This window comes from Streptomyces sp. NPDC050704 (genome assembly GCF_040654355.1).
Taxonomy (GTDB): Bacteria; Actinomycetota; Actinomycetes; order Streptomycetales; family Streptomycetaceae; genus Streptomyces.
Window position 1 is genome coordinate 15,264 of record NZ_JBFAHW010000058.1, and the last position, 19,004, is coordinate 34,267.

Consider the following 19,004-nt stretch of genomic DNA (forward strand, 5'->3'; position numbering starts at 1 on the left):
GGCGGTCACCGCCCCCGCAAGGAGGCCGCGTGCGGTGCGGCGAGGCCGGCGGGGTGGTCGGTGTCGAGGATCTCCAGCTCTGTCTCGACCTGTTGGAGGACGGTGCCGGTGCGCGCCAGGGCGATGGTGAAGCGGATGACGTGGACGCCGGGGCGGTGGGCCGTGAGCGCGAACTCGGAGCCGTGGACCTCGTGCGGGAACGGGCGCAGCAGGGCGGTGGGCGGTTCGACGGAGGCGGGGGTCAGGGGGACGGCCACAGCGGTGAGCCACGGGAGGTCGTCCTGGAAGGACTCCCACGGGTGGCCGGCCTCCGGGATGACACGCAGGCGGATGCGGGCGGTGGCGTGGGTCGTGGGCGAGTCGTCGAGGAGTGTCAGGCGGATGAGGCAGCGGGGAGCGGTGGGCGGGGCCGCGCCGGTGGCGAGGTACCCGGCGAGGGGCCTGTGTCCGTGGGGATCGGAGACGGCCACGGTGTCGCGGGCGTGGAGGGGGATGACGGGGCGGGCCTCCTCGGCCGTGGCGCGCCAGAACGTCCTGATGCCCTCGTCGAGTCGTTCCCGGCCGTGGACGTCCCGGGGGAGGTCCCATGCGAGGTCGATCAGGTTGGCGACCTCGACGGGCAGCAGGCGCCGGGCACGGACCGCCTGGGCCCAGACCAGGCCGCCTTGGTCGCCCAGGGTGGCGAAGAGCTGCTCGGCGTGGGCCAGATCGCCTGGTTCGGCGGGAGACGGGTCGGCCCGCAGGGCGCATTCGAGCAAGGCCCACGCCTGACCGAGATCGCATCCGAGCTCGGCGAACTCGGCCGCGGTGGACCGCAAGTCGGGCACCTGCCAGAGGTCCGGCCTGAGGAGAGCCAGCCGGTGGCGGGTCCACGCCAGGCCGAGTCGGTCGTCGCAGGTCCGGAAGTGCTCCGCGGCGGCCAGCAGGGCCGCCTGGGCGTCCGCGGTGCGGCCCAGCCGTGCGTGCCCCAGGCCCAGGAGATGGCACGTCCATCCCATACCGCGGACGTCCTCGGCCTGTTTGTGCGCGGTGAGCGCCCGCCCGGCGGCGTCGAGGGCCGCTTCGGCCCGGCCGAGCAGGAGGCGCAGCCGGATCCGCTCGGTGGCCGCCCAGTTCAGCCCGCGGATGTCCCCGGCGGTGCGCAGCGCCTGAGAGGCCTGGCCCAGTGCGTGGTCCGCCTCGTGCGCGCGGCTCACCGACAGACAGGCGCGGGCATGGTGCAGCAGCGCCCAGCCGCGGCCGCGGACGCAACCGATCCGCCGATGGGTCTCCGCGGCCTCTTCGAGTTCCTTCTCGGCCGCCAGCGGCCTGCCCTGGTCGCACAGCGCCGCCCCGCGGATCACGGACAGCCAGGCGGAGTCGGCCTCTTGGGGCGCGGGCGCGCCGTCCGACGCCGTCAGGGCACGGCCCAACTCGCCCGAGCGGTACGAGGCGTCGGCCTGCTCCAGGGCGGCCTGCGCGGAGGTCTCCTCGACCTGCCCGCTCCGGAACGTCTGCGGCATGGCGAGATCGCGGAGCAGCGGACTCAGACCCCGCCGGGCGAGATCCCCCGACGCCCGATGGAGCGCGACGAGGCGGTGGGCGTCTCCGCGTACGGCGAGCAGAGCGGCCAGCGCGTCGGCGAGGTCGTGCCGGTCGCCCACGAGCGGGCGGTGCCGGCCGAGCAGGGCCATGAACTCGTCCATGTGCTCCGCGAGTTCGTCAGGCGTGAACCAGGTCTCCCCGCTGCCACCGCAGCCCGGGCCGCTCCTGCCGTCCAGCAGCCGTGCCACACCCAGGGCACCGCGCGTGGCCGCCTTCTCCATATCGGCCCGCACACGGGTGGTGAGCACGTTCCTGTCGATCCGCGGCATACGGAGGAGCACGGCGGCCGCGACCGCCGAGGGCAGTACCAGGTGCCCGTCACGCGGCTCCAGCAGAAGCTCGTACAACCGGAGGCTGCTCAGAATGTGCGGTACGTCCGACGGATCGGTGCCCTCGGGGAGCAGCGCCTCGACCGTGTGGGCGGTGAACGGGGCGTTGCCCGCCTTCCGCGCCGCCAGCCGCAGCAGCATGTCCGCCGCGGCGGGGTCGAGCAGGTCCACCGCGAGCGTGAGCAGCCGGCCCGGACTCCTGACCGGCACCGGTGGTGTTCCTTCCGGCCCGGCCAGCAGGGCGCCCGCGACGCGCGACCAGAGCGGCAGTCCCCGTGCGGCCGAGACCAGCCCGCGGTGCTCGGGACTCGGGCGGAAGCCGGCCCGCCGTGCGCTCGCGACCTCCTGGGCCAGCCGGACGGCGTCCGGGGCACGGAGGGGCCGTACCTCGTGCAGGTACGCCCCCGCGTCGGCCCACCGGGCCTTCTGGCGCGAGGTGATGATCACCAGGTTGGTGCCCCGGTGGAGCGCTTCGAGGAGTTCGCGGCCCAGCGTGGGGTGCACGTTGTCCAGGACCAGCGCGGAACCCCCGATGTGCTCCAGGCATTGCTGCCGCAGTTCACGGGCGAACTCCCGCTGGTCCCCGGTCCGGTCGGCGGTCAGGGCCGCTTCGACGACCGGCCGCCGCGGGGCCCCGTGCTCGGCGAGGAGCCGCAGCAGCGTCGGCTCCGCCCGCGCCAGGTCGTCCAGCGGCAGCCAGTGCACATGACGCGGACCGAGCCGCTCCACCAGCGCGGCCGCCAGCGCCGACTTCCCGACACCGGCCGATCCGTGCAGGACCACCACCTTCGGGTCCTCGGCGTTCGTCCCGGACTCCGCCCACCGGCTCAGTCGCGCGGCGAGTGCCTCGACCTCCTCGTCCCGGCCCACGAACGGCACCGGAACCCCCGGCGGCGGCGTGGGCCCGCGCAGCACGTCATCCATCGATGCCCCCCAACACCCTTACGTTCCCAGGAAGCCGAGCCTCCATCCAGGCGCACGGCTGCCCGGACCCGATCAGCCGTGCGGTGCCGGCACCGTCACCCCCATGACCTCCCTGGAGTGCCGGTTGGGCACCATCCCCAGTCGCCAGGCCTGCCAGCCCGCGTCCAGGTCGGCGCCCCGCTCCAGCAGCAGCTGGTACGCCTCGATGTAGTCGTCCAGCTTTCCGTCCCGGGAGGGGTGGGCGGTGCGGGACAGTCGGCTCAGCTCCTCCTGGGCGACGGCCGTGCCGACCTCGATGCCGCCGGGCGAGGCGTACGGCAGGAGCGTGCAGCGCAGGAAGCGGGCCCAGTCCTCGCCCCGCCGGTCGCCGTACGAGACGAACAGGGACGCCGCCTCGTCGCACAGCGTGAGCGCCGGCTGCGTACGGGCGTTGCCCGCGTCCACCACCGCCAGCTCCAGGCAGGTCCACGCCTCGCCGTGGGCGACGCCGATCCGCTTGAAGTCGGCTCGCGCGTCCACCAGCAACTGCCGCGCGAAGCCCGAGTTGCGCAACGAGCCCGTCTGCGCGGCCCGTTGGTCGCGCGTCACCCGCGCCGAGTGGTGGCGGGCGCACGCCAGCCCGTACACGTCCCGGATGCGCGAGAACATCGTCCGGGAGCGCTCCAGTTCGCGGACCGCCTGGTCCAGGTTGCCCGTCTCCTCCAGGGCCTGGCCCAGGTAGTACACCGTCCAGGCCTCACCCCGCGCGTCCTCGTTGTCGCGGTGCCGGGAGGCCGCCTGGCGCAGGCCGTCCACGGCGGAGGACGGGTCGCCGTCGACAAGCCGGGCGCGGGCGAGCTGGGTGAGGGCCCAGGCCTCGCCCCGGGGGTCGCGGGTGCGGCCGTACAGGTCGAGGGCCTGGCGGAGTTCGGACTCCGCGCGGGGTACGTCGCCCATGCGCAGGCCCAGTTGGCCCAGCTGGAAGTGGGCCCAGGCCTCGCCGTGCACGGACTCGCCCTCGCGGTGCAGGACCAGGGCGTTCGTCAGCAGATCGAGCGCCTCGGCCAGCCTCGCCCGGTCCCGCTCCACCGCCGCCAGCGCGTGCATCGTCCAGGCGCGGTCCGCCGCCAGCTCGGGGGCGGCCTGGAGGTCCATGGCCTCCCGGAGCTTCGCCGCCGCCTCGGTGAGGTTGCCCTGGTGGTGGAGGGTGATGCCCAGCGAGCAGAGCGCCCTCGCCGCGCCCGCGTCGTGATGGGCCTCGAAGTAGAGGTCCACGACCGAGGCGAGCTGCGTACGCGCCTTGTCGAGCTCGCCGAGCTGGCGGGCCGCGATACCCGTGCGCCACTGGACCGAGCGCACGAGCAGCCCCTGGTCGACGGCCTGCGTCAACTCGCTGATCTCGCCCAGGCGGTAGAGGTCACCGCGCAGCAGGCAGTAGTCGCACAGGGCGCCCAGCAGGTTCAGCACCGCCGCCTGGTTCACGCCCTCCGCGTGCCGCAGCGCCGCCGTGATGAAGCTCGACTCGTCGTCCAGCCAGCGCAGGGCCGCGTCCAGTGACGTGAAGCCGTGCGGCCCGAACTGGTCCGCGCGGGTGGACGTCTTGCCGTCGACCAGGCGGATCACCGAGTCCGCCAGCTCGCCGTAGTTCACGATGAGACGTTCCTGCGCGGCCGTGCGCTCGGACGGTTCCTCCTCGTCGAGCAGGCGGGCCTGCGCGAAGGCCCGTACGAGATCGTGCAGGCGGTAACGGCTGCCGCGTACGTGGTCGATCAGGCCGGCCCGGGACAGCGCCTCCAGATGACGGGTCGCCTCCGGCTCGTCCGCCGCGAGCAGCGCTGCCGCCGCGGCCGCGCCCAGCGAGGCACGGCCCGCCAGGGCGAGGCGCCGCAGCAGCCGCCTCGCCGGTTCGGACTGGTCCGAGTAGCGCAGCCACAGCACCCGTTCGACCGGCTCGACCGGGCCGTACGCCGCCAGGTCGGTGGCCAGCTGACGGGGTGTGCGAGGGCCGAGGGAGGAACCGGCGATACGCAGCGCCAGGGGGAGGCCGCCGCACAAGTCCCGTACCTGGTCGGAGGATTCGGCGTCGTACGGGCCCGACGGGTCCTGCGCGGCCGCGGCCAGGAGTTCCTCGGCGCCCGGCGCGGGCAGCGGCTCGACCGCGAGATGGTGCACCCAGGCGGGGAGGTCCGCGGGCAGGTCGAGGGGTTTGCGGGCGGTGACCACGACAAGGCTGTCGGAGCGCTCGGGCACCAGGGTGCGTACCTGCTCCACATCGCTCGCGTCGTCCAGCACGATCGTCACCGGCAGGCCGGTCAGATGCTGGTGGTACAGCTCGGCGAGCCGCCGTACCTGCTGGTCCTGCGAGGAGCGCTCGCGGAACAGGAGCTGCTCGCGGGGCGCGCCCAGCCGGTTGAGCAGGTGGAGCAGCGCGTCACGGGTGGACAGCGGCGACTCCTCCGGGCTGTCGCCGCGCAGGTCCACCACGCACGCGCCGCGGAACTGGTCCTTCAGCTCGTGCGCCGCGCGGATCGCCAGCGTGCTGCGGCCCGAGCCCGGCGCGCCGTGCAGGACGACCACGGTCGGCCTGGTCTCCGTGCTCGCGCGGGCCGAGTGCACCCACTGCGCGATCCGCAGCACCTCCTGCCGACGGCCCGCGAACGGCCCGACCGGCTCCGGGAGTTGACCGAAGGACTGCTCCAGGACAGTGCGCCTGCGGGCCGCCGCGCTCTTGTCCGTACGCCGCAGCTGGGGCGCCCCCTTCTTCGCGCCGGTGGTCGCGCTGAGCACTCGCTGCTGGTCGAAGAAGGGGCGGATGCCGCGGACCTCCAGGGCGGTCAGCCAGGCCAGCCGCAGCTGTTCGGGACCGCCCGGCTGACCCAGAGCTCCCGCCCGTCGGCTCGCGGCGGGCAGGTGGGAGGCCGTCACCTTCACCACCGTGGTCGCTGCGCCCGCGACGCCGACCACCGCGCCGGCGCCCAGCGCCGTGCCCGTACCGGTGCCGAGCGCGAGGTCCGCGACGCAGGCAGCGACCGCGGCGACGGCCGCCACCAGCAAGGGAGTTCCGGCGCCTTCACGCGCGTACCGCTGCCCGAAGGTCAGCCGGCCGGCCTCCGCCTCGTCCAGCGCTTTCGTGTAGGCCTCGTACTCCTCCGCGGCGGTCTCCGCCATGGCGTCCAGCGCGCCCCGCGCCCGCGACAGCAGTACGCTCCCGTCGATCCGCCCGCCCGACCGCCGAACCTCCTCCTCCGCGGCCCGGGCCAACAGCCGTTCGGCCTCCGCCCGATGGCTGTCCCGCATATCGCGTCCCCCTCCGCCGGTAACGGCTTTCTTGGTCAAGTGTCCTGCGGATGCGCTGGGAACGCGAGAGAGCCTCTGGCATGTTCACGTCCAACCGAAGTGCACCGGAACCCATCACCTACCCCCGGCACGCACTCATGATCCGCGCCGCGTTCCGGTGATCCGCGCCGCCCTCCGGGTACTGCGGCAGGATGGACCCCATGCCGAACCGACTGGCCCACGAGACGTCCCCCTACCTCCTCCAGCACGCCGACAACCCCGTCGACTGGTGGCCCTGGTCGGCCGAAGCCTTCGAGGAGGCGCGGAAGCGGGGCGTGCCGGTGCTGCTGAGCGTCGGCTATTCGAGCTGTCACTGGTGCCATGTCATGGCTCACGAGTCGTTCGAGGACGAGGAGACCGCCGCCTACCTCAACGCGCACTTCATCAGCGTCAAGGTCGACCGCGAGGAACGCCCCGACGTCGACGCCGTCTACATGGAGGCCGTGCAGGCGGCGACCGGGCAGGGCGGCTGGCCCATGACCGTCTTCCTTACCCCGGACGCCGAGCCGTTCTACTTCGGGACCTACTTCCCGCCCGCGCCCCGGCAGGGCATGCCCTCCTTCCGGCAGGTGCTGGAAGGTGTGCGCGGTGCGTGGACCGACCGGCGTGACGAGGTCGCCGAGGTCGCCGCGAAGATCGTGCGGGATCTCGCCGGGCGGGAGATCGGCTACGGAGACGCGCAGGTGCCCGGCGAGGAGGAGCTCGCGCAGGCGCTGCTCGCGCTCACCCGGGAGTACGACGCCACGCGCGGCGGGTTCGGCGGGGCGCCCAAGTTCCCGCCGTCCATGGTCATCGAGTTCCTGCTGCGGCACCACGCCAGGACCGGGTCCGAGGGCGCGCTGCAGATGGCCGGCGACACCTGTGAGCGGATGGCCCGCGGCGGGATCTACGACCAGCTGGGCGGCGGGTTCGCGCGGTACTCCGTCGACCGTGAGTGGGTTGTGCCGCACTTCGAGAAGATGCTTTACGACAATGCGCTGCTGTGCCGTGTGTACGCGCATCTCTGGCGCTCCACCGGCTCCGACCTCGCCCGCCGTGTCGCCCTGGAGACCGCCGACTTCATGGTCCGCGAACTCCGTACGAACGAGGGCGGGTTCGCCTCCGCGCTCGACGCGGACAGCGACGACGGGACCGGTAGGCATGTCGAGGGCGCGTACTACGTCTGGACGCCCCAGCAGTTGCGGGAGGTCCTCGGGGAGCAGGACGCCGAACTCGCCGCCCAGTACTTCGGGGTGACGGCGGAGGGGACCTTCGAGGAGGGGGCCTCCGTGCTGCAACTTCCGCAGCAGGAGGGTGTGTTCGACGCCGAGCGCGTCGAGTCCGTCAAGCGGCGGCTGAAGGAGGCCCGCGACGAGCGGCCCGCCCCCGGCCGCGACGACAAGATCGTCGCCGCCTGGAACGGGCTCGCGATCGCCGCGCTCGCCGAGACCGGCGCGTACTTCGACCGCCCCGACCTGGTCGACGCCGCGCTGGGCGCCGCCGACCTTCTCGTACGCCTCCACCTGGACGACCGCGCCCGTCTCGCCCGTACCAGCAAGGACGGCGAGACGGGCGCCAACGCGGGTGTGCTGGAGGACTACGCGGATGTGGCGGAGGGGTTCCTGGCGCTCGCCTCGGTGACCGGTGAGGGTGTCTGGCTGGAGTTCGCCGGGTTCCTGCTCGACCACGTCCTCGTGCAGTTCGTCGACGAGGAGTCGGGGGCCCTGTACGACACGGCCGCCGACGCCGAGAAGCTGATCCGCCGGCCCCAGGACCCGACCGACAACGCCACGCCCTCCGGCTGGAGCGCGGCCGCCGGGGCCCTCCTGTCGTACGCGGCCCAGACCGGTGCCGAACCCCACCGCACGGCGGCGGAACGGTCGTTGGGCGTGGTGAAGGCGCTCGGCCCGCGCGTCCCCCGCTTCATCGGCTGGGGTCTCGCGGCCGCCGAGGCGCTCCTCGACGGGCCGCGTGAGATCGCGGTGGTGGGACCGCCCGAGGACCCCGCCACCCGCGAACTGCACCGCGCCGCACTCCTCGGCACCGCCCCGGGCGCGGTCGTCGCCGTGGGCGCGCCCGGCAGCGACGAACTCCCGCTCCTCGCCGATCGGCCGCTGGTGGACGATGAACCGACCGCGTATGTCTGCCGTAACTTCACTTGTGACGCTCCGACGACCGAAGTCGACCGTCTCAAGGAGGCGTTGAGCGGCTGAGGCGTTCGCGTTCTGGGTGTCCTTGGGGGTAAATGTCCCCACATGTTCTGATACGGCCTACAAGTCAGTTGACCATTCTGAAACGCGCCATTTATCAGAACAGTTTCCGGACTTCACAGTTCCCCCCTATTCTCTCCAACGGACGCGACAGGAGTGACCCGCTGTCGCGACAGGGGGATCTGGGGGGATCTGTTGCTGACATCTGTCTTCATCGCTGCCGTTTCGCTGGCCCTTTTCGGGATGGCGGCCTTCACCTTGTGGTGGCAGATGCACGCGTGGCGTACGCCCGAGGTGCTGGCCTCCACGCGGTTCACCAGTCCGGACGGGGGCGACCAGCTGTCCTTCTCGCTGCTGCTGCCGGCCAGACATGAGCAGGCCGTTCTCGACCACACGATCCAGCGTCTGCTGGAGTCGAGCCACCAGGACTTCGAGATCATCGTGATCGTCGGGCACGACGACCCGGAGACCACCGAAGTCGCCTGCGAGGCCGCGGAGCGCGACCCGCGCGTCCGGGTCGTCGTCGACACCCACGAGAAGAAGAACAAGCCGAGGGCCATGAACACGGCGTTGCCGCACTGCCGCGGTGACGTCGTCGGAGTCTTCGACGCCGAGGACCAGGTCCACCCGGAGCTGCTCACGCACGTCGACCACGCCTTCCGGTCGACGGGCGCCGATGTCGTCCAGGGCGGCGTACAGCTCATCAACTTCCACACCAGCTGGTACAGCCTGCGCAACTGCCTGGAGTACTTCTTCTGGTTCCGCTCCCGCCTCCACCTGCACGCGCAGAAGGGGTTCATACCCCTGGGCGGCAACACCGTCTTCGTCCGCACGGACGTCCTCCGGGCCGCCGACGGCTGGGACCCCGACTGCCTCGCCGAGGACTGCGACCTGGGCGTCCGGCTCTCCAGCATCGGCAAGAAGGTCGTCGTCGCGTACGACTCCGACATGGTGACCCGTGAGGAGACCCCGGGCTCCCTGATGTCGCTGCTCAAGCAGCGCACCCGGTGGAACCAGGGCTTCCTCCAGGTCTACCGGAAGAAGGACTGGAAGCAGCTGCCGGGCTTCGGGCAGCGGCTGCTGGCCCGCTACACGCTGATGACGCCGTACCTCCAGGCCATCTCGGGTGTGATCATCCCGCTCAACGTGGCCGTCGCGCTCTTCCTCGACGTACCGGTCGGCATCGCCTTCATCACCTTCCTGCCGGCCGTCACGGCGTTCGTCACCTTCGTCTTCGAGCTCGTCGGGCTGCACGACTTCGGCAAGCAGTACGGGCTCCGCGTCCGATTCGTCCACTACCTCAAGCTCGTCGTCGGCGGCCCCTTCTACCAGGTGCTCCTCGCCGGTGCCGCCGTGCGTGCCGTGTGGCGCGAGCAACGGGGCCGAAACGACTGGGAGTTGACCAGTCACGTCGGCGCGCATCTCACCGATACCGAAGCCATCGAAGTCACCGAAGCCGCGGCCGTAGCGACTCGCGGGTCTCGAGAGGACGTTCCTGCGTGACCTCCACCCTTCCCGCGGTGACCATCCCCAAGGTCCCCGCGCAGCGGACTGCTGTTCCCAAAACCGGTCCGGCAGTCGGTTCCACTCCGCCAACGCCCCCTTCTCGCGTGCGCACTTCGCGTGCCGACCTGATCCTGTGCGGCGTTCTCCTTGTGGTTGTCATGACCGTGCAAGGCTGGAACATCGCCGACTACCCCACGCTCAGCGACGACGAGGGCACCTACCTCGCCCAGGCCTGGGCCGTGCAGCAGGGCGAGGGGCTCGCCCACTACACGTACTGGTACGACCACCCGCCCCTCGGCTGGATACAGATAGCGCTGCTCACCTGGATACCGTCCCTGATCAGCCCCGAGTCGATGACGGTCGGCTCGATGCGGATCGTGATGCTGCTGATCAGCGCCGTCAGCGCCGTCCTCGTCTACGTCGTGGCCCGCCGCCTCTGGCTGCCCCGCTGGGCGGCCGGGCTCGCACTGGTGCTCTTCGGGCTCTCGCCGCTGTCGGTGGTCCTGCAGCGCGAGATCTTCCTCGACAACATCGCGGTGATGTGGACGCTGGTCGCGTTCTGTCTGGCCGCCTCGCCGAGCCGTCATCTCTGGCATCACTTCGGGGCGGGCATCGCCGCCGCGGCGGCCGTCCTGACCAAAGAGACGATGATCTTCGTACTGCCCGCCGTGCTGATCACCATGTGGCGGCACAGCCACCGGGACACCCGGAAGTTCGCGATCACCGGTGCCGTCACGGCCTGCGTGCTGATCGGCCTCTCGTATCCCCTCTTCGCCCTCCTCAAGGGCGAGTTCTTCCCGGGCGCCGGGCATGTCTCGCTCTGGGACGGTCTCGAGTACCAGCTGACCAGGCCCGGTTCCGGCTTCATCCTCGACCAGGGCTCCGGCTCGTACGGCGTCCTCCAGTCCTGGCTCTACTACGACCGCGTGCTGCCCATCGGCGGACTCGCCGGCGCGCTCCTGCTCCTGATCACCTGGCGCTGGTCGGTGACCGCCCGGGCGCTCGCCGGACCCGCGTTCACCGTCGCCATCCTCGCGGTGGTCGCCCTGCGCCCGAACGGCTACCTGCCCGCGATGTACGTCATCCAGGCCCTGCCGTTCCTCGCGCTGGTCCTCGCCGGAGGCGCCGCGAGCGTCGCGCACGGCGTGCTGCGCAGATGGCGTGACGGCGAGGAGCGGAAGTACCTCACCTGGGCCCGGTACGCGGTCGCGGCGCTGCTCGTCGCGGCCTCGGCGGTGTACGTCGTGCCGCGCTGGTACGACGGCGCCCGCACCGCCGTCACCACCGACGCCAACGCCCCCTACCAGGCCGCGTCCAAGTGGCTGGCCACCGAGGTCGACCGCCCCGAGGACACGCGTGTCCTCGTCGACGACGCGCTCTGGCTCGACCTCGTGCACGCCGGCTACCGGCCGGGGCTCGGCGTCATCTGGTTCTACAAGGCGGACCTCGACCCCGCGGTGACCAAGACGATGCCGAACGGCTGGCGGGACCTCGACTACGTCGTCGCCTCGCCGACGGTGCGGCGCGACGCGGTCGACCTGCCCAACGTCAAGCAGGCGATGGAGCATTCGACGCCGGTCGCCACCTTCGGCAGGGGCGAGGACCGGATCGAGATACGGCGTATCCAGGGCAGCACGGCCGGTACGGCCGGTACGGCCGGTACGGCGAGCACCGGAGGCGACCGATGACGTACGAGTCCATCGTCCCGGGGGAGTTGAGCGACCCCGCGCTGCGCGCCACGGCCGTTCCCGAACCCGGTGCCGTGACCATCGTCGTGCCGACCTTCAACGAGTCCGCGAACATACGTGAGCTGCTGCGCCGGATCACCGAGTCGGTGCCCGGGCGGCTGCCCTGCGAGGTGGTGTTCGTCGACGACTCCACCGACGACACCCCCGAGGTGATCCGCGAGGCCGCGCGGGACTGCCCGTACCCGGTCACCGTGCTGCACCGCGAGATCCCGGTCGGCGGTCTCGGCGGCGCCGTCGTCGAGGGCATCCGGGCCGCGACCTCCGACTGGATCGTCGTGATGGACGGCGACCTCCAGCATCCGCCTTCCCTGGTACCGGAGTTGGTGGCCGCGGGCGAGCGCGCGCCCGCCGGGCTCGTCGTCGCCTCCCGCTACCTCAAGGGCGGCAGCCGCGCCGGACTCGCGGGCGGCTACCGTGTCGCCGTCTCGCGCGGCGCGACCTGGCTGACGAAAACCCTGTTCCCGCGCCGGCTGCGTGGCATCAGCGACCCGATGAGCGGGTTCTTCGCGATCCGCCGCAGCGTGGTCACCGCGGACGTGCTGAAGCCGCTCGGCTACAAGATCCTCCTCGAAACGGCAGTACGCGCCCGCCCGCGCCAGGTCACCGAGGTGCCGTTCGTCTTCCAGGACCGGTTCGCGGGCGAGTCCAAGTCGACCGCGCAGGAGGGGATCAGGTTCCTGCGCCACCTCGCCGGGCTGCGCACCGCGTCGCCCGTCGCGCGGATGGTGGTGTTCGGGCTGATCGGCGCGACCGGGTTCCTGCCGAACCTCGCCGCCCTGTGGGCCCTGACCTCCGCCGGGATGCACTACCTGCCCGCCGAGATCGTCGCCAACCAGTTCGGGGTCGCCTGGAACTTCGTGCTCCTGGAGCACCTCTGCTTCCGGGACCGCCGGCAGCACCGGCGCGGGTGGGACCGCGCCGGCCGGTTCGCGTTGATCGCCAACGCCGACCTGGTGCTGCGTATACCGCTCATCGCGCTGTTCGTGGGGGAGTTCGGCATGACCGCGCTCGCCGCGACCGCGCTCGCCCTGGTGACCACCTTCGTCCTGCGCTTCGCGGGCACGGAGGCGCTGGTCTATCTGCCGCGGAGGGGAGGGCGCGCAGGACACACGACGGCCGTCGAGGCCGGCCGTCACCTAGGGAGCCGCACACCAAGGAGAACCAACTGATGTTCAGAAGACCCGCCCTGATGTTCAGAAGACCCACCAGAGCCACCGGGCCGGCAGCGCAAGCCAGGCCGACCAGGCTCAAGCGACCCACCCTCCCCAGACGCCGCACCACCCTGCTGGCCGTGGGAGCCCTCACCTCGGGCCTGCTCCTCGCCGCACCCCAGCCCGCCTCCGCCGCCAACCTCGTGAAGAACCCCGGCTTCGAGACCGCCGGCACGGCCGACATGCCGTACTGCTGGGAGAAGTCCGGCTGGGGCGACAACGACTTCACCTTCTCCACCGTCGCCGGCGCCCACTCCGGCGCCAAGGCCATGAAGGTCGAGCTGACCCGCCGCGCAGAGGGCGACCGCAAGGCGCTGATCACCGAGTCCGCCGAATGCGCGCCGGTGGTCTCCGTCGGCAAGCAGTACGACCTCGGGCTCTGGTACAAGTCGACGACCCCGGACGCCTCGCTCACCCTCTTCCGGCACGACGCGACCGCCGGCTGGCAGTACTGGACCGACCTCAAGACCCTGCCGATCAGCGCGGGTTGGTCGCCGGCGACGGTCCGTACGCCCGAGGTCCCGGCGGGTACCGACCGCATCAGCTGGGGCGTCTCCGTCTACGGCACCGGCTCCGTGACCACCGACGACTACACGATGGACGTCGTCGCCGACCCGGTCCCCGAGCCCGTCTGCACGGGCACGGCCGAGGAGTGCGCCAACGGCAGGTGGAACGTGCTGCCGACCCAGAACCCGGTCCGCTCCATGCACTCCGTCGTCCTCAACAACGGCAAGGTGCTGCTGATCGCGGGCTCCGGCAACGACCCGGAGAGGTTCGAGGCGGGCGAGTTCGAGAGCGCCGTCTACAACCCGGCGAACGGCACGTACAAGCAGATCGCCACCCCGAAGGACATGTTCTGCGCCGGCCATGTGCAGCTGGACGACGGGCGCGTGCTCGTGATGAGCGGCAACAAGGGCTATCCGAGCGCGGACGGCACGATCGGCTACCAGGGCTACAAGGACTCGTACATCTTCGACCCCGTCACGGAGACGTACAGCAAGACCAACGACATGAACGACGGCCACTGGTACCCGTCGGCGACGATCCTCGGCAACGGTGACGTGATCTCCTTCGGCGGCCTGAAGGAGGACTCCACGGGCTCCGTGACGGCCGAGCGCTGGTCGGACGCCGAACAGCAGTGGCTGCCGACGTGGAAGGTCAACCAGACCTGGTCGTACTGGGGCCTGTACCCGACGATGGTCCTGATGCAGGACGGGCGGCTCTTCTACACGGGCAGCCACACGTTCGGCAACAACATCCCCGGCACGGGCTCGGCGATCTACGACTACGACGCCAACACGATCACCCAGACGCCGGGACTGCGGAACAAGGACGAACGCGACCAGTCGGCGAGCGTGCTGCTGCCCCCGGCCCAGGACCAGAAGGTCCTCACCATCGGCGGCGGCAACATCGACTCCAACCCGGACGCGAACCGCCTGACGGACATCATCGACCTCAAGGCGCCCAACCCCACCTACGTCGCCGGCCCGCCGCTTCCGCAGGGCACGGTCGACCTGGGCAACGGCAAGGTCCCGCAGACCGGCAACCAGGGCAAGATGTACCTCTCCGCGGTGCTGCTGCCCGACGGGAAGGTCCTGGAGACCGGCGGCGGGCTGCACAACCGCGCCAACCCGGTCTTCGAGTCGTCGATCTTCGACCCGGCGACGGAGACCTTCGACCCGGTGGCCGCCGACCCGGAGGCGCGCGGCTACCACTCGTCCGCGTTCCTGCTGCCGGACGGCCGCGTGATGACGACCGGCGACAACCCGGGCAACGGCTCCTGGAACCACAACGTGTCGGTCTACACCCCGCCCTATCTCCTGAAGGGCGCCCGTCCGAAGATCACCTCGGTGATCGACAAGGAGTGGGTGTACGGAGACACGCAGCGCATCACGGTCGACCGTCCCGTCGCGAAGGCCGAGCTGATCCGCCCGGCGGCCGTGACGCACTCGTCCGACCCGAACCAGCGCTTCGTGGACCTGCCCCTGTCCGTCGACGGCAACAACGTCGACCTCAACGTGACGAGCAACCCGAACGTCGCGCCGCCCGGCTGGTACATGCTCTTCGCCGTCGACGCGAACGGTGTCCCGTCGATCGCCGAATGGGTCCACCTGGAGGGCCCTGCCGCCCTCGCGGCCACCGCCTCCGCTTCCGCCTCCGAGGACATGGCCTCGGCCCATGTCCACGACTTCGCGGACTCCCCGGAAGGTGCCGTCAAGCAGCCGGGCAAGAAGCGTGCTTCGGCCAAGGTCAGCCCGACGATCTCCGGCTGCGACCGCCACTACGGCTCCGCCAACGTCTGCGTACCGACGAACTTCCCGGACGAGGTGAAGGCGACAACGACCGCCCGCTGCACCTGGCTGAAGGCCAACGACTACGGCCCTCTGAAGGTGAACGGCAAGGACGACCCGCTGCGCCTGGACCGCAACGGTGACGGCAGGGCCTGCGGAAAGGGAGACGTGAGAAGAGCCCCGTAAGGAGCGCGGGACTGTGACACCGTGCGGCGGAACCGCACGGTGTCACAGATCGCGGTAGACGTCCCGCCGGTGCGCGACCGTGAGCCCCCACACGACGAGTTGGCCGTTTTCGACCGTGTACACGACGTGGAGGTCACCGACCCGGAGGCGCCGGCGGCCGTATTGCCCCTTGAGCGCCCTGATGTCGATGACCACCGCCTCCTGCCTGTCGCGCCTGGTGATGATGGTCGGGGTCTGGTCCCGGTGGGCGCGGTCGATGACGTGCCGTTCCCCCGGGCTCAGCGCTTCGGGAGGTCCTTGAAGGTGGCGAGGGTGCGGTCGATCAGGTCCAGTACGTCACCCTGGTAGTCGTGCTCGGCCCAGTAGATGGTCGCTTCGAGCAGGGCGCCCATCAGCCCCATCGTGTAGACCCGTACCTCCAGGTCGTTCGCGTGCCGTCCGGTGCGCTCCGCGATCGCCCGGCACATCAGGCGGCCCGTGACGGACATGGTCTCCATGACCCGGGAGCGTACGGCCGGGACGTGCGCCATCAGCCCGATGCGCAGCCTCATCTCGCGCTCCGCGTAGGTCGGGTCGTCGGCGATCGCCATGGCCATCGACTGCCGGATGATGAACCGCATCGAGTCCAGCAGACTCTCGTCCGCCGGGCGCTCCCTCAGCAACTCCTCCGCCAGAGGGTCGTACTCGTCCGTCAGGACGATGTCCTCCTTGGTCGGGAAGTAGCGGAAGACGGTGCTCGGCGAGACCTCCGCGCGCTCCGCGATCTGCTCCACGGTCGTCGCGTCGTACCCCTGCTCCTCGATCAGTTCGTAGGTGGCGTTCCTGATCGCGATACGCGTCTTGAGCTTCTTCCGCTCCCGCAGGCTCAGGTGCCGGGCGGCTTCGGGGAGGGACGTTCGTACCGTGGTCATGCCCGTCATTGTCCGTCATCGGACTCGGAACGAGCCATGACCGGAACCTCGCCCTCCGCTGCCCCGTCGGCCCCCTCGGGCGCCTCGGACTTGGTGGGCCGTACGTTCGGCAGCAGCGCCGCCGTCAGCAGGGCGGTCACCAGTGCCGCGATGCCGCACACCACCAGGACCGCGCCCATGCCGTCCACGTACGCGGCGTCGGCGGAGCGGGCGAGGCCGGGCAGGCCGAGCCGCTCGGCGACCGCGTGCGCGCCGGTCAGCGATTCGCGCGCGGCGTCCGCGGCCCCAGCGGGGAGGCGCGAGGTGTCGATCCGGTCGCCGTAGGCACTGGCGACCAGGCTGCCGAGCAGTGCGATGCCGATCGCGCCGCCCACCTGACGCAGTGTCATCAGCAGCCCGGAGCCGCTGCCCGCCTCGTCGCGGGGGATCCCGCCGAGTGCCGCGTCCATCGCGGGCACCATCGCGAGGCCGAAGCCCAGTCCCGCGATGGTCAGCCAGAGCGCGGTGAACCCGTAGCCGCTGTCGGGCTCGGTGCGTGAGCCGAGCAGCGCGGCGAAGCACAGCACCGCCAGACCCGCGGTGACCACGAGACGGGGCCCCGCGCGCTGCGCCAGGGGCGTGCTCGCCCGCGCGGCGACCATCAGACCGCCCATCATCGGCAGCAGCCGCAGCCCGGTGCCGAAGGCGTCGGCGCCGCCGACCTCCTGGAGGTACGTCGGCAGCATGAACAGCAGACCGGAGAAGATGAAGGTGCCGAGCGTCGCGGCCAGACTGTTGAACAGGAAACCGCGGTTCCCGAGCAGCTTCAGATCGAGCATGGGCCGCACCGCCCGGCGCTCCCGTACGACGAGGACGGTGAGCAGGGCCGCGGACAGCGCGAACGAGCCGACGACCGGCGGGCTGCCCCAGCCGCGTTCGGGCGCCTCGATGATGCCGAAGACCAGCGCTCCGAGCCCCAGCGCGCTGAAGGCCGTGGACAGCACGTCGACCCGGGGCGACGCCGGATCGCGGGACTCGGGCAGCAGGAAGAGGCAGGCGGCGACGCCGATGGCCACCATCGGGATGTTGATCAGGAAGATCGAGCCCCACCAGTAGTGGTCGAGCAGCAGCCCGCCGACGAGCGGCCCGAGCGGCATGCCCGCGGCCATCGAGGCGGTGACGGCGGCGACCGCCTTGCTGCGTTCCTCGGGCCCGAACATCGACGGCAGCACGGAAAGACCGAGCGGGATCACCAGCGCGGCGCCCACACCCATGACCGTGCGGGCGGCGATGACCAGCTCGGGCGTGGACACGAGGGTGCCGAACAGGGCGCCGGCGAGGAACACCAGGAGCCCCGCGATCAGCATCCTGCGCCGTCCGAAGCGGTCACCGAGCAGTCCGGCGGGCAGCATCAGCGCCGCGAACACGACGATGTACGAGTCCACGATCCACTGGAGCTCACCCGTGCTCGCGTCCAGTTGCGCGGCCATCGTCGGCAGCGCGACGTTGAGGATCGTCATGTCGAAGCCGAGGACGAGCATGCTCGCGACCAGGGCGCCGAGGGCCCACCAGCGGCGGGGGTCGAGCTGCTGCTCGGACGATTCTGTGGCAGTAACCATGAAATGACAGTTACTCTCAAAAGATTTGCGCTGTCAATACTGCCTGTCCGTGGACGGGTCGGAATATGGCTCCAGGAACGCGGAAGTGGCCGCGGCTCGAAAGCCGCGGCCACTGAAGGCGGGAAGTCGGAGGGGGTGGTCCGTACTGCTGGTCCGTACCGCTGGTGCGGCTGCTAGTAGGCCACCATCGAGATGCCGATGTAGTGCGCGACGAACGCCGCGAGCGTGAGCGAGTGGAAGACCTCGTGGAAGCCGAACCACCGCGGTGACGGGTTGGGGCGCTTGATTCCGTAGATCACGCCGCCCGCGCTGTAGAGGAGTCCGCCGACGACCACGAGGACGAGGACGGCGATGCCGCCCGCCCGCATGAAGTCGGGCAGGAAGAAGACGGCCGCCCAGCCCATCGCGATGTAGCAGGGGGTGTAGAGCCAACGCGGGGCGCCGATCCAGAAGACGCGGAAGACGATGCCCGCGACCGCCGCGCCCCAGATGCTCCAGAGCAGCCACTGCCCCTTGGCGTCCGGCAGGAGCAGCATGGTCAGCGGCGTGTACGTGCCCGCGATGATCAGGAAGATGTTCGCGTGGTCGAGTCTGCGCAGGATGCCGTCCATGCGCGGGCTCCAGTTGCCCCGGTGGTAGATCCCGCTCGTGCCGAACAGCAGGCAGGCCGTCAGGACGAAGATCGCGCAGGCGATACGGGCGCGGGTCGAGTCGGCGAGCGCGGTCAGGACCAGACCGGAGGCGAGTACGGCCGGAAACATCCCGGCGTGCAGCCAGCCCCGGAGCTTCGGCTTGATCGGGTGCGGCAGGTGGAGCGCGTCGCGGACGGTACCGGCGGCCGGCGGGTCCGAGGGCGCGTCGGGGACGGACGCAGTCATGACAGCCATCGTACCTACGGAACCGTAAGTTACGCGTCAGTACGTCTATATGAAGGACGCGTGAGTGCTGATGGTCTCACGGGTGGGCCGGGGCGGCGAGGGGTGCGGTTCGAGGTGGGCGGGGGTGGGCGGGAAATAGTCGCCGGAAATGGCCGGCAATAAGTGGCGTTGCTCACGCCGCTCAGGTGTGAGGCCCTCTGGACATATGCGCGGACCCGTCGGATGATCAAATGAGTGCGGTCGGCACCGGATGAGCGCCTGCAAGATCGATATGTGTCGGAAAGATCGATTACGTGAAGCATCCGGGTCGCAGCCCCCACGGGGCAAAAAACAA

The 19,004-nt window shown here is 71.0% G+C and carries 11 protein-coding genes; 5 read left to right on the forward strand and 6 right to left on the reverse strand.

What is annotated here, in order from left to right; translation table 11 throughout:
• Positions 1 to 5: 5 nt before the first annotated feature.
• Positions 6 to 2,837 (reverse strand): ATP-binding protein, encoded by a 2,832-nt coding sequence (locus tag AB0I18_RS30005; RefSeq protein ID WP_363108746.1) that lies wholly within the window; start codon positions 2,835 to 2,837, stop codon positions 6 to 8.
• Between the two features lie 72 nt (positions 2,838 to 2,909).
• A complete protein-coding gene (locus AB0I18_RS30010; RefSeq protein ID WP_363108747.1) occupies positions 2,910 to 6,113 on the reverse strand; it encodes a tetratricopeptide repeat protein in 3,204 nt (1,067 codons plus the stop codon).
• Between the two features lie 200 nt (positions 6,114 to 6,313).
• Between AB0I18_RS30010 and AB0I18_RS30015 the strand changes: the two genes are divergently transcribed.
• From AB0I18_RS30015 to AB0I18_RS30035, 5 genes are all read left to right on the forward strand, one after another.
• Positions 6,314 to 8,344, forward strand: a complete 2,031-nt coding sequence (locus tag AB0I18_RS30015; protein ID WP_363108748.1) for a thioredoxin domain-containing protein — start codon at positions 6,314 to 6,316, stop codon at positions 8,342 to 8,344.
• Positions 8,345 to 8,536: 192 nt separating this feature from the next.
• A complete protein-coding gene (locus AB0I18_RS30020; RefSeq protein WP_363108749.1) occupies positions 8,537 to 9,844 on the forward strand; it encodes a glycosyltransferase in 1,308 nt (435 codons plus the stop codon).
• Positions 9,841 to 11,535, forward strand: coding sequence for a phospholipid carrier-dependent glycosyltransferase (locus AB0I18_RS30025; protein ID WP_363108750.1), 1,695 nt, complete (start codon positions 9,841 to 9,843; stop codon positions 11,533 to 11,535). The genes AB0I18_RS30020 and AB0I18_RS30025 overlap by 4 nt, the downstream gene beginning before the upstream one ends.
• Complete coding sequence (locus AB0I18_RS30030) at positions 11,532 to 12,764, forward strand: glycosyltransferase family 2 protein (protein ID WP_363108751.1); 1,233 nt, start codon at positions 11,532 to 11,534, stop codon at positions 12,762 to 12,764. The genes AB0I18_RS30025 and AB0I18_RS30030 overlap by 4 nt, the downstream gene beginning before the upstream one ends.
• A 122-nt stretch (positions 12,765 to 12,886) precedes the next feature.
• A complete protein-coding gene (locus tag AB0I18_RS30035; RefSeq protein ID WP_363108782.1) occupies positions 12,887 to 15,283 on the forward strand; it encodes a galactose oxidase early set domain-containing protein in 2,397 nt (798 codons plus the stop codon).
• Between the two features lie 42 nt (positions 15,284 to 15,325).
• On the opposite strand, the gene AB0I18_RS30040 is transcribed toward AB0I18_RS30035, so the two are convergent.
• From AB0I18_RS30040 to AB0I18_RS30055, 4 genes are all read right to left on the reverse strand, one after another.
• Positions 15,326 to 15,565: a type II toxin-antitoxin system RelE/ParE family toxin gene (locus tag AB0I18_RS30040; protein WP_363108783.1), complete on the reverse strand. Its 240-nt coding sequence runs from the start codon at positions 15,563 to 15,565 to the stop codon at positions 15,326 to 15,328.
• Entirely contained in the window at positions 15,562 to 16,194 is a 633-nt protein-coding gene (locus AB0I18_RS30045) for a TetR family transcriptional regulator (protein WP_363108752.1), read from the reverse strand. The genes AB0I18_RS30040 and AB0I18_RS30045 overlap by 4 nt, the downstream gene beginning before the upstream one ends.
• A gap of 5 nt (positions 16,195 to 16,199) precedes the next feature.
• Positions 16,200 to 17,792 (reverse strand): DHA2 family efflux MFS transporter permease subunit, encoded by a 1,593-nt coding sequence (locus AB0I18_RS30050; RefSeq protein ID WP_363108753.1) that lies wholly within the window; start codon positions 17,790 to 17,792, stop codon positions 16,200 to 16,202.
• A gap of 173 nt (positions 17,793 to 17,965) precedes the next feature.
• Positions 17,966 to 18,670 (reverse strand): hemolysin III family protein, encoded by a 705-nt coding sequence (locus AB0I18_RS30055; protein WP_363108754.1) that lies wholly within the window; start codon positions 18,668 to 18,670, stop codon positions 17,966 to 17,968.
• Between the last annotated feature and the right edge of the window lie 334 nt (positions 18,671 to 19,004).

Coding starts and splice junctions, on each gene's coding strand:
- AB0I18_RS30005 (WP_363108746.1), bottom strand. CDS start 2,837: ATGGATGACGTGCTGCGCGGGCCCACGCCGCCGCCGGGGGTTCCGGTG.
- AB0I18_RS30010 (WP_363108747.1), bottom strand. CDS start 6,113: ATGCGGGACAGCCATCGGGCGGAGGCCGAACGGCTGTTGGCCCGGGCC.
- AB0I18_RS30015 (WP_363108748.1), top strand. CDS start 6,314: ATGCCGAACCGACTGGCCCACGAGACGTCCCCCTACCTCCTCCAGCAC.
- AB0I18_RS30030 (WP_363108751.1), top strand. CDS start 11,532: ATGACGTACGAGTCCATCGTCCCGGGGGAGTTGAGCGACCCCGCGCTG.
- AB0I18_RS30045 (WP_363108752.1), bottom strand. CDS start 16,194: ATGACCACGGTACGAACGTCCCTCCCCGAAGCCGCCCGGCACCTGAGC.
- AB0I18_RS30050 (WP_363108753.1), bottom strand. CDS start 17,792: ATGGTTACTGCCACAGAATCGTCCGAGCAGCAGCTCGACCCCCGCCGC.
- AB0I18_RS30055 (WP_363108754.1), bottom strand. CDS start 18,670: ATGACTGCGTCCGTCCCCGACGCGCCCTCGGACCCGCCGGCCGCCGGT.